Below are 15,822 nucleotides of genomic sequence, written 5' to 3'. Positions count from 1 at the left end.
CTTCTCGCCTGGTAGTGGCCGCTCGGAACGAACCGCATGCTCAAGGTGCCCGATCTCCTCGCCGTCCTCCACCAGATCGTGCGACGGGCCATGGCCATCTCTCCTCGCGCGCCGCGCGGCAGCCTGCTGCTCCGCGAGGGCCGCCGCTTCGTCGTCAGGGCGCTCATCGGGGCTGACCGCTCGCGTGACCCTGCGCCGTACATGCCCGCCGCCGCGGCGCTCACCGACGACGCGGCGCTCGTCCCCGAGGCGGCGCCCGAGGCGGCGCGCGGGATCTGCGTCGTCGCCGCGCGCGCGTGGTACCGGGCGTTCCTGCCCGCGCCGATCGAGACGCGCGGCGCCGTTCCAGAGGGCGCCGGCGTGCTGGTCGCGCCCGTCCACGCGTGCGGCGCGCCGGTGGGGTACCTCGCCGTCGAGCAGCCGACCCTGGCGTCCCCGGACGAGGAGCGCCGCGCCATGATCGAGGTCATCGCGGACGCCGCCGGAGACGCGCTGGAGCGCAACAGGCTCTATGACGACAAGGCGAGATCGGCGCAGGAGATCCGCCTGTTCGAGAGGCTGCTGAGCGCGGCGGGGACGACGGTCGGGCTGCACGACCTCATCGAGACCATCGCCCACGGCATCAAGAGCGTGCAGCTCGATCCGGAATGGAAGGCGGTGGAGCTCTGGGCGCTCGAGGAAGACAGCATCCTCGACGGCGGGGCGCCGGCGCGCGGCGATCGCCGCGCCCGCGTGTACCGGGCGCCGTCGTCGGAGCCGACGACCTACTGGCAGAACATCTGCGCCGGCGCCGTCAGCGCCGGGCGCCCCCTGGGCATCACCGTGGACTTCCGGACCGGCCACGGCGGCGGCGGCGGCGAGGGCTCCCAGCGCGCCCTGCTCGACGAGGCGATCCGCCGGCGCGTGTCCGGCATCCTCATCGCGCCCGGCAACCCCGAGAACGCGGAGGAGGCGTTTCGACAGGCGGCGGAGGCGTCCATCCCGGTCGTCGTGATCGACACGCCGCCGATCCAGGGCAGCCAGGCGCAGCTCTACATCGGGACGGACAACGTGGCGTCGGGCAGGCTCGCGGGCGAGATGATGAAGCGGCTGCTCCCGGGCGGCGGCGTCGTCGGGGCCCTCGGCGCCGTGGACCTCGCGCGGAACGTCCACGAGCGCGTGGAGGGCTTCCGCGCCGCGATGCTCGGGTCGAGCATCGCGGTGCTGCCGACCATCGCGTGCGACTGGGACCGCGCGGCCGGGACGCGGCTCGCCACGGCGGCGCTGGAGGCGCGGCCCGACATCGCCGGCGCGTTCGGGGCCGCCGCGGACAACGGGCCGTCCTGGGGCTTCTCCGCGGGGGCCCTCGGCAGGAGGGGGGATCTCAAGATCGTCGGGTTCGATCTCATGGCCAGCACGGTCGCCCTGCTCCGGCAGGGCGCGATCCACGCGACGATCGTCCAGCGCGAGTACGACATGGGCTTCCGGGGCGTCGAGGTGCTCCACCGGATGATCTCGCGGGGTATCGCGCCCACCGCCGCGGAGCTGCCGCCGTCGCGCGTCCTGCACACCGGCGTCGATTGCGTCACCCTGGAGCAGACGCCGTGGTCCACGACGCTGAGCGACTACCTCACGCGCGAGGCGTCCCGCCGCGTCGACAACGAGCTGGGCGGCCGGAGCGCGTCCGGCGGCGATCCGACCGAGGTCATGCTGATCGGGTTCCCGCCGCCGTCGCGCGCCGTCATCGAGGCCGAGGTCACGGTCCCGGCGCGCTCGCTGGTGGGCCGCGCGCTCGAGGCGGGGAGCCCGCTCGTGATCGACCCGGGCGAGGGCGACGCGGGCGCGGAGGCGGCGCTGCCCGCGGCCCACGCCGGCGCGCGCACGGTCGTGGCCCTGCCGCTCCAGGCCCGGGGCAGCGTGCTCGGCGCCCTCGTCCTGAGCAGCGACCGCGCGGGAGCGTGCGGGCGGGACGACGTATCGTTCCTGGTCCGCGTCGCCGACACGGTGGCGGTCGGCGTCGAGAACGCGCGGCTCTTCCGCCGGATCTCCGAGCGGAGCGCGGAGCTGGAGCGCGCCAACGAGCAGCAGGCGGCGATGCTCGAGACGATCCGCGAGCTCTCGAGCCCCGTCGTGCCGATCGCGGACGGCATCCTGGTGATGCCCCTGGTGGGCGTCATGGATGCCGAGCGCTCCAGCCACTTCATCGCCTCGATGCTCCGCGAGATCGAGGCGAAGAGGGCGCGGGTCGTGCTGATCGACGTCACCGGGATGGCGATCGTGGACGCGGCGGCGGCGTCGCAGCTCGCCCAGGCGGCGCAGGCGGCCGCGCTGCTCGGCGCCGAGGCGGTGCTCGTCGGCCTGCGGCCGGGCGCCGCGCAGATGATGGTCGCTCAGGGGCTGGACATCGGCGCGATGGTGACGCGCAGCAACCTGGCGCACGGCTTCCGGTACGCGCTGGCGCGGACGCGCGGGCGCGCCGCCAAGCGTGGCTGAGCGCGGCTGAGCGCGGCGGGCCGCGAGCGCGTTACCCCGTGTCGGCGGTGGGCGGCGCGTCGATCGGGCGCGGCGCCGCGGCGCGCGCGTCGTCGGCGCGCCGAGTGCGCCGCTGGGCCTGGACGATGTGCACCACCTGGTCGAAGACGACCGCCACGAGGATGACCGTGCCGATGATGATGAACGTCCAGTTCGGGTCGAGGCGCCAGATGCGCCGCACGCCGCCGTCGACGTAGCGGACCTGGAACATGTTGATGCCGTTGTCGATGACCCGCATGATCGCCGAGCCGATCAGGATCCCGAGCGCGCTGCCCTCGCCGCCGCGCAGCGAGCAGCCCCCGAGCACGGCGCCGGCGATCGCGTAGAGCTCGTAGCCCATGCCGACCAGCTGCGACATCTGGCCGATGTACGACGCGTAGCAGACGCCGGCGATGCCGCCGGTCGCGGACGAGATCACGTAGGTCAGGACCTCCACCTTGCCCACGTCGATGCCCGAGTACTCGGCGGCCTCGCGGTTGCCGCCGAGCGCGTACATGTAGCGCCCGAGCACGGTGAAATGCAGCACGTACGCGCCGGCGGCGAGGACCGCGAGGAAGATGACGAGCGGGTACGGGATCAGCGCGTCGCCGCCGACGCGCAGGAGCCCGCCGTTCGCGAGGTCGAGGAACGGCGAGTCGCCGAAGCTCAGCGTGCCGCCCTCCGCCACCGTCTGCGAGACGCCGCGCACGAGGAGCATGCCCCCGAGCGTGACGACGAACGGCTGCAGCTTGAGCCGCGTGATCAGGAGCCCCTGCGCGAGCCCCACCAGCACCGCGGCGGAGAGCGCCGCCGGGATGCCGACCCAGAGCGGATAGCCCAGGCACCCCATGCCGGTCGACGAGATCTTCGCGATGAGGACGCCCGTGAGGCCGATGACCGAGCCGATCGACAGATCGATGCCGCCGCTGATGATGACGAACCCCATGCCCATGGCGAAGATGCCGAGCATCGAGATCTGCCGCGTGGTGTTGACGACGTTCGATTGGCCGAGAAAATCGGGGTTGGAGATGTAGAGCCCCGCGCACATCAGGACGAGCACGAGGCTCATGCCCAGCTCACGTCTCATGCCGTCACGTCTCCTTCCGCGCCTTCCGCTGCGGCGTCTTCCGCTCTCCCGGTCATCAGCGAGGCGAGGCGCTGCTCGGTGAGCCGCTCGCGCGGGAGCACGCCCGTGATCCGCCGCTCGTGCAGGACGACCACGCGATCGCTCATGCCGAGCACCTCCTCCATGTCGGAGCTGACCATGAGCAGGGTGATCCCCTCGTCGGCCAGCGCGGCCATGTGGCGGTAGATCTCGGCCTTGGCGCCCACGTCGATGCCGCGGGTCGGCTCGTCGAGGATGAGGACGCGGGGGCTCATCGACAGCCATTTCCCGAGGACGACCTTCTGCTGGTTGCCGCCGGAGAGGTTCACCGCGCGCTGATCGAGCGTCGGCGTCCTGACGCGGAGGCGGTCGACCTCGGCGCGCGCCGCGCGGCGCTCGGCCTCGCGGAGGAGCCACCCCCACCGGCTGTAGCGCGCGAGGTTCGGCAGCGACGTGTTCTCGACGAGCGTCATCGGGAGGACGAGCCCATGTCGCTTGCGATCCTCGGGGGCGAGGCACACGCCGCGGTCGATGGCCTCGCGCGTCGTCCGCGGCAGGTAGGGGGCTCCCTCGAGCGTCATCGCGCCGCCGAGCGCGCGGGTCGCCCCGAAGATCGCCTGCATCAGCTCGGTGCGGCCCGAGCCGACCAGCCCCGCGAACCCGAGGATCTCCCCGCGCAGCGCGGTGAAGCTCACGCCCGCGGGCGCGCCGGGCACGACGAGATCGCGCACGACGAGCGCCGGCTCGCGCGGCGGGCGCGCGCGCTTCTCGGGGAAGTAGCGGCCGCTGAGCTCCCGCCCGACCATCATGGCGACGATCTTGTCGTGCGTCGCCGCGGCCCGCGGCAGGTCGCCGACGTGGCGGCCGTCGCGCAGCACGGCGATCCGGTCGGCGAGGCTCATCACTTCCTCCATGCGGTGCGAGATGTAGATGATGCCGATCCCCTCGGCGCGGAGCTTCCGGACGATCGCGAAGAGCTCCGTCGACTCGCCCGCGGTGAGCGACGACGTCGGCTCGTCCATGACGATGATCCGCGCGCGCTCCGCGAGCGCCTTCGCGATCTCGACCATCTGCATCTGCCCCGCGGTGAGCGTCGAGACGGGCGTGGTCGGCGGCAGCGGGAGCCCGACGCGCTTCATCAGCGCCGCGGCCCGCGCGTTCATCGCGTCGCGCTTCAGCGGGGCCAGGAGGCCGCGCGACCCCTCGTTGCCGAGGAAGACGTTCGCGGCGATGTCGAGGTTCGGCGCGAGCATCAGCTCCTGGTGGATCAGCGCGACGCCGAGCCGCTTGGCCTCGCGCACCCCGCGCAGCGCGACCGGCGCGCCGTCGATGAGGATCTTCCCCTCGTCGGGGGCGAGCGCCCCGCCGAGGATCTTCATGAGCGTGCTCTTGCCCGCGCCGTTCTCGCCGACGAGCGCGAGCACCTCCCCGGCGTGGAGGGAGAGCGACACCCCGGCGAGCGCGGTGACCCCGGGGAAGCGCTTGACGATCCCGCTCATCGCGAGCAGCGGGGGAGCGTCCTCGTGGGGGGCAGGGTCGGCGGTGAGCGTCATCCAGAGGGGTGGGGCGGCCCGGGCGAGGGGAGGGCCTCGCGCGAGCCGCCCGCAGGACGGGCTACTTCTTCAGCTCGGCGAGCCTGGCCTTGAACTCCGCGACGTTCTCCTTGTTGATCACGTCGACGCCCGTATCGACCATCTTGTTGGGGGGGATGGCGGCGATGGCCGCGTCGCCCTTGGTCGCGAGGTCGTGCATCCACTTGCTCGCCATGTAGCCGAACTGAAACGGCTTCTGGACGACGGTGCAGGCGACGGTGCCGTTCTCGATGCCGCTGAGCGTCGCGTCCTCTTCATCGAACACGGCGGGGACGACCTTGCCCTTCTTCCCGAGCGCCTCGACGGCGGAGATGATGGCCGGCCCGTTGTACGACCAGAGGCCGGTGGCGACGTCGAGGTCCGGGTGGGCGTTGATGATGTCCTCCACGTTGGCGCGCGCCTTGGCGCGATCGGCGTTGTCCTCGCGCTTGTCGACGATCTGGATGTTGTGGGCGGTGACCACGTCCTGGATGCCCTTGAGGCGCTGGGTCGCGTTGTCGACCGCGAACATCCCGACGAAGACCGCCATCTTCCCGCCGTTCGGCAGGAGCTTCACGATCTCGTTGCCGAGCACCTTGCCGGCCTCGTAGTTGTTGGTCCCGATGTAGAGCAGGCGGTTCGACTTCGGAGCGTCGGAGTCGAACGTGATGAGCTTGACCTTCTCGGCGACCTTGTTGAGCACGGTCACCTGGTCGTTCGGGGCGAGGACGGTCACGGCGACGGCGTCGTAGCCCTGGCTGGCGAGGCTCTCGAGGATCTGGTTCTGCTCCTCCGGCGTGCCGTTCGGCGGCGCCTTGATGTCAACTTGAATCTTGGCCTCTTGCTCGTACTTGTGGACGCCGGCCCCCGCGATCTTCCAGAACTCGCTGGTGCCGCTCGTCACGAAGGCGAGCTTGACGACCTTGGCCGTGGCGTCGTTGCTCTTGCCTTCACCTTTGCTGCCGACCTCGCCCCCGCCACCCTGATCGCAGCCTGCGATCAGCGCCATCGACAGCATGGCGAACGCTGCACACGCGAGCTTCCAGAGACCCTTCTGTTGATTCATGGCAGTCCTCCCCGCTTCGTCCGAGCCAGGCGTGCGTCGAGACGATGCCGTCAGACCGCGACACCGCCATGCCCCGAGGCGATGCTAGCGACTCACTTCGACGATGTCGCGCCTCGTCTGAGCGCCCCAGGCGCAATTCCAACCTGCACCGGCAGACGCGCGCCTGGACGCCGGGAGAGCCGGGCGTGGGCGCATCACGTACACCGGGACGTGGGTCGTTCATGGGCCCACCTGCTCCGTCCCATTCCCCTCTTCATCGCGGTAGATGACGTGCCCTGCTGGATTGACCACGACCCATGGAGTCGCCTTCTCCGGCGGGTACGCGTGCTCGACGGCCACGAACCCCCAGGACGTGTCGTTGGGACCGACGAGATGGCCGTTCGGATCGAGCAGCGATCTGCTCGCTGCTGGTGAGTCTCGGCTGCCCTTCGCGAGGGGGTGAATCGGCCGCGCAGGCGCCCGCGTGGACCGGCGCGAACTGGCGAACCGACGGTCGCCCGGCGGGCTACCCCGCGCCGCGGCCGCGGGTGACATTGGCGGCGCCCTGCGTTAGCATCCTCTCCCCGGTGAGCAGCCCTCACGCCTCGCCTCGCACACCGCCGCGAGGTGTGCGCGCGCGACGGAGCCTACATCAAGGAGAACCAGGTGCGACACGGTGCGATCTTGGGCGCGGCGTGGAAGCTGATCTGCATCGCGGTCGCGGGCGCTGCTTGCGATCCCGTGGTCAGGTCGTTCGACGGCGAGGGCGCCTCCACGGGCGGTCCTGCCGAGCCCGAAGGCGAGTGCGGTGACGGCCGGGTCGATCCTGGCGAGGTCTGCGAGGACGGCAACACCACAGACGGCGACGGCTGCGACAGCAACTGCACGCCGACGGGCTGCGGTAACGGCGTGGTCAGCGAGGCCGAGGGGTGCGACGACGGCAACACCAGAGACGGCGACGACTGCGACAGCAACTGCACGCCGACGGGCTGCGGCAACGGCGTCGTCACGCGCGGTGAGACCTGCGACGACGGCGACTCTACTGACGGCGACGGCTGCGACAGCAACTGCACGCCCACCGGGTGCGGCAACGGCGTCATCACAAAGACCGAGTCGTGCGACGACGACAACCGCGAGGACGACGACGGCTGCGACAGCAACTGCACGCCGACGGGCTGCGGCAACGGCATCGTCACGACCGGCGAGCTGTGCGACGGTGAGGAGCGCTGCCGCGAGGACTGCGAGGCGCTCATCTACCTCCCGACCGACGTCCGTGGCATTCGCAAGTTCGCCGGCGGCGAGCCGTTCCTCCTCGGCTTCCTGGCGATCAAGTCGGGCACGGAAGACCGCACCGTGGCGGAGTTCAGCCTTCACGATCTCCCGCCGACGAGCACCTCCGTGCAGCTCTCGATCGATCTGCAGAACATCGATGAGGGGGGGACCGAGGGGTCGATCGACGTCTACTGGTACTCCGCAGACGGCGTCGTCAATCCGGACGATTTCGATGCGGGCGAGCACTACAGCAGGCTGCCGGCCAGCGCGTCTTTCCAGACGGTCTCCGTGGACGTGAGCTCCCTGGTGGCGACCCTGCGCATGGGGTTCTCGTCCCTCGGCGTCCGTCTCTCGACGGCGACGGCCGACCGCTACAATCTCGATCAGCAAGGCGCCCAGCCGCCGCGCCTCGAGGTGCTCTCGAGATAGAGCAGGCGTCAGGCGCTCGCGGCGGCGGACAGGCCGCTCCGGGATCTCGCGCGCTCCCGCCTGACAGAGCCGCTTTCTGTCATCCACCGCCGTCGTGCCGGTTCGCGCCCTCTGGTAGACTGGAGCCGAGATCGATCCTTTGCCCATCTCCTTGGCTTCGGAGGTTCCATGTCCTCTCGTTCACGCGCGCTCCCGCCCGCGCTCGCTGCCCTCGGCGTCGCCGCCCTCGTCTCGCTCCCCGGCCAGGCGCGCGCCGACGATGCCTACGCCATCTCGGGCGGAGTCTTCATGTCGCTCTCGTTCGGCCAGCAGCTCGCCTTCGGCCTGGGCGCGGATCTCCGCGCGACGGCCCTCCTGAACACCGGCAGACCGTCCGGCGCGGGGAACACGGGACTCGGTCCGTTCGCGCAGGCGACATGGCTCAACTTCTCTGCCGGCCGCTTCGCGGCCGGCATCCACGGCGGCAGCGATCTCGCCGAAGACTTCAGCGATACCCTGCACAGCATCGACGGCGAGCTCGGATGGACGTACCGCACCCGCTATAACGACGAGCTCCCGGGGCAGCACGGCTTCCACGTCGGTGTCATGAGCTCCCTGTTCAGTCCGGTGGCCCTCGATGTCTTGGCGCGCGCCGTCATCCCGCTGTCCGGCGAGCCGTTCGTGCCCGAGGGGACGTTCGGCATCGGCCTCCGCGTCACTCCGCCCTTCGGGGTGCGGTCCGAGGCCGTCGACGGCCGGCCGCTGCGCACGGCGGAGGGGGTCGTGCTCCCGCCGGCGCTCGCGCTGGGCCCCGCGGCCATGCGCCCGGCGCGGCTCGATCGCGCGACCCGGGCCGCGCTCGCGGGCGCGTGGCTGGACAGCGCGCGGGCCGAGTGCGGCTCGATCCCGGCGTTCCTCGCGCTGGCGCGGGATCTCGCGGGCGTCGGCGCGCCCGCGTCGCTCGTGGCGCGGGCGCTCGCCGCGCTCGGCGATGAGGTCCGCCACGCGGCGCGGTGCAGCGAGATCGCGAGCTCGCTCGCGGGGTGGCGCCTCAGGCCGGCGCTGCTCCCGCCCCCGCCGGCGCGCGACGCGGACCGGCGCGCGGCGCTCGTGCGGATGGCGCTCGAGGCGTGGCACGACGGCTGTCTCGGCGAGGGCGCGGCGGCGGCCCGGGCGCGGCGGTCGCTCGCGGGGGCGTCCGACGCGGGCGTGCGGGCGGCGCTCGGCGAGGTCGCGCGCGACGAGGCGCAGCACGCCGAGCTCGGGTGGCGCGTGCTCGCCTACTGCCTGGCCGAGGGCGGGCGCGAGGTGCGGGAGGCGGTCGGCGACGCGATGGCCGGGCCGGCCCCCGCGCCGCCCGGGGGTCACGTGGAGGTCGAGGGCGAGCGGAAGGAGACGCAGGCCTTCGGCCAGCTCCGGCGCGCGCAGGCCGACGCCGCCTGGGACGAGACCTGGGCGGCGGCGCGGCGCGACGGGGAGCGGATGCTCGTCGCGGCGTGAGCGGCGGCGGCGAGCGCGCGCGAGAACCCGGCCCGCGATGGCGAGCTCAGGGCGAGAACCCCCAGGGCACCACCGCCCGGCGCACCGTCCTCGTCGTCTCGGCGCCGGAATAAACATGCGTGTGGACATGACCCTGGTGCCGCTCGCACCAGAGGGTCGCCCCGCCGCTCTGGTTGCGCGCAGCGAGGCAATCCGGGCAGGGCGGCTCGATCTCGGGCACGCGCCAGGACTCGTCGTGGTGCTTGTCCCGCACGACGCAGACGGGACACCCCGCGGTCCGCACGACGTGCTCGGCCACCGAGCCGAGCACGAGGCGCTGTACGCCCGTGCGCCCGTGCGTGCCCATCACGATCAGATCCGCGTCGATGTGCGCCGCGAGCCAGACGATCTCGCGCGCCGGGTCGCCCGTGAGCAGGTGCGTGACCACGCGCTGGACGTGCCCGGGCCGCGACGGCACGGCGAACTCCTTGACGGCGCTTGTCGCGAGCTCCTGGAGCCGCGCCGCGGCGTCCCTGTCGCCCACCGTCACCACATGAACCTCGCCGCCCGTCTCCTCCGCGTTCGCCAGCCACAGCGCGCGGAGGAGCACGCCGCGGCTCGCCGGCGAGAGATCGATCGCCGCCAGGACGTTGAACGGTCGCGCATCGCTCGATGATCTCGACTCCATCGGTTCCTCCCTTGCAATGTGCTCGTCTTCAATCCGCGACCACGCAACGTCCATGCCCCCCGCCGCCGCCCCTGCGCTCAGCCCGCCGCCGGACCGGCCTTCCGCTGCGCGCCGTCGCAGACCCAGCGTACCACGCCCGGGAGCACGCCCTGCGCGATCGCGCTCACGCGCGAGCCGACGTCGGGGTAGATCTCGAATCGACCGCGGGCCATGCCGTCGGCCATGCTGCGCGCCACCGCGTCCGGCTCCAGCGTCTTCACGTTGCCCGCGATCGCCTTCGTCTCCGCGGGCTTGTACTGGTTCTCGAACGCGAGCTGCGGCGTGTCGGTGTCGGGCGGCATGCACACGCTCACCCGGACGCCGTGCGGCCACATCTCCGCGCGCAGCGCCTGCGAGAAGCCGATCAGGGCGAACTTGCTCGCCGCGTAAGGCGTGTAGCCGTAGATACCGATCACCCCCGCCAGCGAGGAGACGTTGAGCACGTGGCCGCTGCCGCGCGCCACCATCGCCGGCAACACCGCCTTGCAGAGGTGGACGGCGCCGAAGAAATTCACGTCCATCATGCTCCGGAACTCCTCGATCGGCAGCTCGAGGAAGCGCCCCGGCATCACGGCCCCCGCGTTGTTCACGAGGTGATCGATCGGCCGCTCGGCGAGCCGCGACTCCATCGCCCGCGCGACGTCCTCCGCCCGGCTGATGTCGAGCTCGAGGATGTCGACCCGCGCCGACGGGTGCTCGCGCCGGATGCCCACCGCCGCCTCCTCGAGGAGGGCGCGGCGTCGCGCGACGAGCGTCACCGCGGCGCCATGGCCCGCGACGAGCCGCGCGAACGACAGGCCGATGCCGCTCGAACCGCCGGTGACGAGAACGCTCTTGCCCTGGAAGTAAGTTCGGGTGTCCATACGGGGCGGAACCTACTCCAGGACAGCGCCCGACGCGAGGCGCTCGAGCGGCGCGCGGAAGCACGTCGACGCGCGGAGCAGCTCAGCGCTCGCGCCGCCGCTTCTTCAGCGCGTCCTTCAGCAGCCTGCCGGCCGCGGCGCCGATCGTGTCGACCGCGATCATCGCGGCCGCCGTCGACACCGCCTTGACCGCCCTTCGAAGGGCACGACGGGTCTTCTTCTTCATGACGACTGGACGAGCTCGACCTCCGGGTGAGCTCTCCCCGAGACGCCATTGGCCAGCCTCGACACGCCCAGCGCGCTCGCCCAGCCCTTCACCTTGCTGGTCACGGCGGTGCCAGCGCTGGACAGATAGCCTCTCGCCTTGCCGCTGTACAATCCGGCCGCGAACACCGCAGCGAAGCTCGTCACGGCGGCCACGGGCTTGAGGACCTTCCGACCGAGCTTGCTGAGCTTCTTCTTTTGCTTCCTGGACAGCTTCGTCTTCATGCTCATCAGTCCAGCACGCTACATGCCATTGCACTGGAACTCGAAATGCTGTGTCAGCGCGACGAGCTATCGTGGCGCCCGCCCATGACCAGGGCGTTATGCCTCACTGTGGTGAAAAGGGGCTGCCCCCGGGTCGCGCCCCCATCGAGGGCCCCGCCCGCCGGGACGCGCGGCGTCTGCCACCCGCGCCCACCCGCGGCGGCCGGGCGAGCCGGCGCGAGCGCCGACCGCGCGCTCCGCTCCACCCGCGCCCACGCCACCGCAGCGCGCGCCCGCTCCGCGCCGCCGCGCGCGGGCGCCGTGTTGTGCAGCTCACATCATCTGACCGTGATCCGGTCCCGGCCGCGCCGCCGCGTCGCTCGCGCGCGGCCGCTCCGGGCGGAGCCGCTGGCGATCGGCGGCGAGTTCGTTTACTCACCGTTGTAAGCAGGCTCATGCGAGGTCTCAGGTAAGACGGGGCGCGGAGATGCGCGTGGGAGATGTCATCGACCGTCGCTTCCAGATCGAGCGCCTCGCCAGCTCGGGGGGGATGGGCGACGTCTACCGCGCCGTCGATCTGACCACGAACGAGACGGTGGCGCTCAAGCTCCTGCAGCGCCGGGGGCTCCAGGAGGCGGTCCGGTTCGCGCGCGAGGCCGAGGCGCTCGAGGCGCTCACCGCGCTGCGGCACCCGGGCATCGTGCGCTACATCGCGCACGGCGCGACCGACGCGGGGCAGCCGTTCCTCGCGATGCAGTGGCTCGACGGCGAGACGCTGACCGAGCGCCTCGCGCGCAAGCCGCTCACGATGAGCGAGAGCCTCGCGCTCGCCTCGACGATCGCCTCCACGCTCGGCGTCATCCACCGCGCGGGCCTCGTTCACCGCGACCTCAAGCCGAGCAACCTGCTGCTCCCCGGCGGCGCGGTCGAGGGGGTCACCCTCATCGACTTCGGCGTGGTGCGCCTCGGCGCCATCGATCGGCACCTCACCATGCCCGGCACGATGCTCGGCACCCCGGGCTACATGGCGCCGGAGCAGGCCCGCAGCGAGCCGGTCATCGACGCCCGCGCCGACGTCTTCTCGCTCGGCTGCGTGCTCTTCAAGTGCCTCACCGGGCGCTCGGCGTTCCAGGGCGCCGACGGGCTCTCGGTGCTCATCAAGGTCATCCTCGAGGACCCGCCGCGCCTCCGGGAGCTGCGCGGCGACATCCCCGAGGCGCTCGACGACCTCGTCGCGCGCATGCTCGCGAAGGCGCCCCAGGCGCGGCCCCGCGACGGCGACGCGGTGGCGGCGGAGCTCCTCGCGCTCGACGAGCTCGGCGCGGGCGCCGTGAGCAGCCGCCCCATGAACACGGTGCGCGGCAGCGAGATCACGACGAACGAGCGCAAGATGATGTGCATCGTGCTCGCGCGCGACGTGACCGGCGACGCCGAGGCGACGCGCTCCCAGGAGGAGGACCTGGAGCGCAGCAAGGCGCTCATCGCCGTCGCCGAGCGGTACCAGGGCGAGCTCGAGATCCTGGAGTCCCGCTCGCCGCTCATCGTGCTCACCGCGGGCGGCGCGCCGACCGACCTCGCGGCGCAGGCCGCGCGCTGCGCCCTCGCGCTGAACGCGCTGCTCGGCTGCGTGCCGGTCGCGCTCGTCACGGGCCGCGCGGAGATCTCGTCGCGGCTGCCGGTCGGCGAGCTCATCGATCGCGCGGTCCACCTGCTCCCGCCCGCGCCCGCGGGCGCGGACGCGGTCCGCATGGACGAGGTGACCGCGGGGCTGCTCGGCTCGCGGTTCGACGTCACGCGCGACAAGGGCGGGCTCCGCCTCCACGGCGAGCGCGAGGCGCTCGCGACCACGCCGCCCCTGCTCGGCAGGCCGACGCCGTGCGTCGGGCGCGACCGCGAGCTCGCGCTCCTCGAGGCCGCGTTCTCGCACTGCGTCGAGGAGGCGACGCCGAGCGCCGTGCTCGTCACCGCGCCCGCGGGCGCCGGCAAGTCGCGCCTGCGGACCGAGCTCCTGCGGCGGCTGCGCGACCGCGGCGAGGAGATCGAGGTGTGGTTCGGGCGCGGCGATCCGATCAGCGCCGGCTCGGCGTTCGCGCTGCTCGCCCCGGCGCTCCGGCGCGCCATCGGCCTGTTCGACGGCGAGCCGCTCGAGGCGCGCCAGCACAAGATCCGCGCGCGCGTCGAGCGGTACGGCCGGGGCGACTCCGCGCGCACCGCGGCGTTCCTCGGCGAGCTCATCGGCGTGCCGTTCCCCGACGGCGACAGCGTGCAGCTCATGGCGGCGCGGCGCAGCCCGGTGCTGATGAGCGACCAGATCCGCCTCGCCTGGGAGGAGATGGTGCGGGCGGAGTGCTCGGCGAGGCCGGTGCTGCTCGTGCTCGAGGACCTGCACTGGGGCGATCTGCCGAGCGTGATGCTCGTCGACTCGGCGCTGCGCAACCTCGGCGACCAGCGGCTCATGGTGCTCGCGCTCGGCCGGCCCGAGGTGCACGAGCTGTTCCCGAAGCTCTGGGCGGGGCGCGGGGTGCACGAGGTGCAGCTCTCGGGGCTGCCGCGCCGCGCGAGCGAGCGGCTCGTGCGGCAGGTGCTCGGCGAGGACGTGGCGCCGGAGCTGCTCGCGATGATCGTCGACCGCGCCGACGGCAACGCGTTCTACCTGGAGGAGCAGCTCCGCGCGGTCGCCGACGGCAAGGGCGCCGACCTGCCCGAGACGGTGCTGGCCATGGTGCAGGCGCGCATCGACGCGCTCGACATCGAGGCGCGGCGCGCGCTGCGCGCGGCGAGCATCTTCGGCCAGACGTTCTGGCTGGGCGGCGTCTCGGCGCTCGTGGGCGGGGCGCAGGTGGCGTCGAAGCTGGTCGAGCTGGAGCAGCGCGAGGTGATCGCCCGGCGCGGCGAGGGGAGCCTGCCCGGCGAGGTCGAGTACAGCTTCCAGCACGCGATCGTCCGGGAGGCGGCCTACGGGATGCTGACCGAGGGCGACAGGCGGCTCGGGCACCGGCTCGCCGGCGACTGGCTCTCGCGCGCGGGGGCGGCGGACGCGATGGCGCTGGCGGAGCACTTCGAGCGCGGCGGGGAGCTGTCGCGGGCGGCGTCCGCCTACTGCCGCGCGGCCGAGCAGGCGCTCCGCGCGCAGGACCTCGCGGCGGCGATCGAGCGGGCCGAGCGCGGGATCGCATGCGGCCCCACGCCGCACACGCTGGGCGCGCTCCGCCTCGTCGAGGCCGAGGCGCACGTGTGGCGCGGGGAGATCGCGCTCGCGGAGCAGCGCGGGACCGAGGCGGTGGACCGGCTCCAGGCCGGGTCGGCGGCGTGGTTCTCGGCGATCAAGCAGGTGGCGGTCGCCGCGGGCAAGCTGGGCGGCTTCGAGCGGGCGGAGCGCTGGATGAGCGTGGCGCAGGCCGCCGAGGCGGCGGCGGAGGGCGCGCTCGTGGCGAAGCACATGTGCCTCGGGGAGGGGGCGCTGCTGCTCGTGTTCGGCGGGCGCTACGCGTTCGCGGACGCGCTGATCGAGGCGGTCGAGGGCGACGGGACCGACCTCGCGGAGCGGGAGGTCGAGGTGGCGGCGCGGCTGCACGCGGCCCGGTCGGTGCGGGCGCTGGTGAACGGCGATCCGGGCGCGTGCCTGGCGGGGCTCCGGGCGGCGCTCGCGGCGTTCGAGCGCGCCGGCGACCGCGGCAACGCCTGCGCGGTCCGCATGAACGTGGGCTACATGCACGCGGAGCTCGGGGATTTCGCGGGCGCGGAGGAGGTGCTGCGCAGCGCGCTGGCGAGCGCCGAGCGGATGGGGCTGCACGAGCTGGTGGCGGCGACGCTGAGCAACCTGGGGCACGTCCTCGGCTACCAGGGTCGGATCGACGAGGCGCAGCGGACCGAGCGGGAGGCGATCGCGCTGTCGCAGCGGCTCGGGGATCCGCGCCAGGAGGGGAGCGCGCGGACCTACCTCGCGCGGATCGCGCTGCTCGCGCGGGATTACGAGGGGGCGGAGCGGGAGGCCCGGACGGCGGCGGAGGTGCTGCAGAGCGCGCCGCCGCTGCGCGCGGCGGCGGTGGCGGAGCGCGCGCGGGCGCTGCTCGGGATGGGGCGGTTCGACGAGGGGCTATCGGCGGCGGGGGAGGCGTTCTCGATGCTGACGGCGATCGGCGCGATCGAGGAGGGGGAGTCGTCGGTGCGGCTCGTGTACGCGGAGGCGCTGGCGGCGAACGGGATGGAGGCGGACTGCGCGGCGGCGATCGCGGCGGCGAGGGAGCGGCTGCTGGAGAGGGCGGGGAAGATCAGTGATCCGGTCTGGAGGGAGCGGTTTTTGACGCTCCCGGACAACCGGAGGACGCTCGCGATGGCGGAGCGGTGGCTCGAGCACCGGCCGGCGTGAGGGGCCGCGGAAGAGAGAGATTTGA

General features: G+C 72.8%; 11 protein-coding genes. 4 read left to right on the top strand and 7 right to left on the bottom strand.

Features of this window, described 5'->3' with window-relative positions:
• The first annotated feature begins 36 nt into the window (after window positions 1–36).
• Window positions 37–2,472 carry a substrate-binding domain-containing protein gene (locus WME76_RS20695; RefSeq protein WP_437961797.1) on the top strand — a complete coding sequence of 812 codons (2,436 nt, stop codon included), beginning with the start codon at window positions 37–39 and terminating at the stop codon, window positions 2,470–2,472.
• 31 nt (window positions 2,473–2,503) lie between these two features.
• Here the strand turns inward: WME76_RS20695 and WME76_RS20690 are convergent, their stop codons facing one another.
• The 3 genes from WME76_RS20690 to WME76_RS20680 form a co-directional block, all read right to left on the bottom strand.
• Window positions 2,504–3,577: an ABC transporter permease gene (locus WME76_RS20690; RefSeq protein WP_437961796.1), complete on the bottom strand. Its 1,074-nt coding sequence runs from the start codon at window positions 3,575–3,577 to the stop codon at window positions 2,504–2,506.
• On the bottom strand, window positions 3,574–5,148 hold the full coding sequence (locus WME76_RS20685) for a sugar ABC transporter ATP-binding protein (protein WP_437961795.1): 1,575 nt from the start codon (window positions 5,146–5,148) through the stop codon (window positions 3,574–3,576). The genes WME76_RS20690 and WME76_RS20685 overlap by 4 nt, the downstream gene beginning before the upstream one ends.
• Before the next feature lie 61 nt (window positions 5,149–5,209).
• Window positions 5,210–6,232 (bottom strand): sugar-binding protein, encoded by a 1,023-nt coding sequence (locus WME76_RS20680; protein WP_437961794.1) that lies wholly within the window; start codon window positions 6,230–6,232, stop codon window positions 5,210–5,212.
• Between the two features lie 645 nt (window positions 6,233–6,877).
• Between WME76_RS20680 and WME76_RS20675 the strand changes: the two genes are divergently transcribed.
• Both WME76_RS20675 and WME76_RS20670 read left to right on the top strand, forming a co-directional pair.
• Window positions 6,878–7,912: a hypothetical protein gene (locus WME76_RS20675; RefSeq protein WP_437961793.1), complete on the top strand. Its 1,035-nt coding sequence runs from the start codon at window positions 6,878–6,880 to the stop codon at window positions 7,910–7,912.
• A gap of 168 nt (window positions 7,913–8,080) precedes the next feature.
• Complete coding sequence (locus tag WME76_RS20670; RefSeq protein WP_437961792.1) at window positions 8,081–9,391, top strand: hypothetical protein; 1,311 nt, start codon at window positions 8,081–8,083, stop codon at window positions 9,389–9,391.
• A gap of 46 nt (window positions 9,392–9,437) precedes the next feature.
• Here WME76_RS20670 and WME76_RS20665 read toward each other — a convergent pair whose 3' ends face one another.
• From WME76_RS20665 to WME76_RS20650, 4 genes are all read right to left on the bottom strand, one after another.
• A complete protein-coding gene (locus tag WME76_RS20665) occupies window positions 9,438–10,058 on the bottom strand; it encodes a universal stress protein (RefSeq protein ID WP_437961791.1) in 621 nt (206 codons plus the stop codon).
• A 77-nt stretch (window positions 10,059–10,135) separates the two neighbouring features.
• Window positions 10,136–10,960 (bottom strand): SDR family oxidoreductase, encoded by an 825-nt coding sequence (locus tag WME76_RS20660; protein ID WP_437961790.1) that lies wholly within the window; start codon window positions 10,958–10,960, stop codon window positions 10,136–10,138.
• A gap of 82 nt (window positions 10,961–11,042) precedes the next feature.
• Complete coding sequence (locus tag WME76_RS20655; RefSeq protein WP_433926183.1) at window positions 11,043–11,186, bottom strand: hypothetical protein; 144 nt, start codon at window positions 11,184–11,186, stop codon at window positions 11,043–11,045.
• Window positions 11,183–11,455, bottom strand: coding sequence for a hypothetical protein (locus WME76_RS20650; protein WP_437961789.1), 273 nt, complete (start codon window positions 11,453–11,455; stop codon window positions 11,183–11,185). Before WME76_RS20650 ends, WME76_RS20655 begins: the two co-directional genes overlap by 4 nt.
• Window positions 11,456–11,915: 460 nt before the next feature.
• On the opposite strand from WME76_RS20650, the gene WME76_RS20645 reads away from it, so the two are divergent.
• Complete coding sequence (locus WME76_RS20645; protein ID WP_437961788.1) at window positions 11,916–15,797, top strand: serine/threonine-protein kinase; 3,882 nt, start codon at window positions 11,916–11,918, stop codon at window positions 15,795–15,797.
• Window positions 15,798–15,822: the final 25 nt, after the last annotated feature.

It is taken from the genome of Sorangium sp. So ce119 (genome assembly GCF_051524405.1).
GTDB classification, from domain to species: Bacteria; Myxococcota_A; Polyangia; order Polyangiales; family Polyangiaceae; genus Sorangium; species Sorangium cellulosum_G.
This window is presented reverse-complemented; position numbering and strand designations above follow the sequence as displayed.

What these genes read in the sequence shown, in the direction of transcription:
- WME76_RS20660 (WP_437961790.1), bottom strand. Translation starts at nt 10,960, where the DNA reads ATGGACACCCGAACTTACTTCCAGGGCAAGAGCGTTCTCGTCACCGGC.
- WME76_RS20680 (WP_437961794.1), bottom strand. Translation starts at nt 6,232, where the DNA reads ATGAATCAACAGAAGGGTCTCTGGAAGCTCGCGTGTGCAGCGTTCGCC.
- WME76_RS20655 (WP_433926183.1), bottom strand. Translation starts at nt 11,186, where the DNA reads ATGAAGAAGAAGACCCGTCGTGCCCTTCGAAGGGCGGTCAAGGCGGTG.
- WME76_RS20685 (WP_437961795.1), bottom strand. Translation starts at nt 5,148, where the DNA reads ATGACGCTCACCGCCGACCCTGCCCCCCACGAGGACGCTCCCCCGCTG.
- WME76_RS20645 (WP_437961788.1), top strand. Translation starts at nt 11,916, where the DNA reads ATGCGCGTGGGAGATGTCATCGACCGTCGCTTCCAGATCGAGCGCCTC.
- WME76_RS20650 (WP_437961789.1), bottom strand. Translation starts at nt 11,455, where the DNA reads ATGAGCATGAAGACGAAGCTGTCCAGGAAGCAAAAGAAGAAGCTCAGC.
- WME76_RS20670 (WP_437961792.1), top strand. Translation starts at nt 8,081, where the DNA reads ATGTCCTCTCGTTCACGCGCGCTCCCGCCCGCGCTCGCTGCCCTCGGC.
- WME76_RS20665 (WP_437961791.1), bottom strand. Translation starts at nt 10,058, where the DNA reads ATGGAGTCGAGATCATCGAGCGATGCGCGACCGTTCAACGTCCTGGCG.
- WME76_RS20690 (WP_437961796.1), bottom strand. Translation starts at nt 3,577, where the DNA reads ATGAGACGTGAGCTGGGCATGAGCCTCGTGCTCGTCCTGATGTGCGCG.
- WME76_RS20695 (WP_437961797.1), top strand. Translation starts at nt 37, where the DNA reads ATGCTCAAGGTGCCCGATCTCCTCGCCGTCCTCCACCAGATCGTGCGA.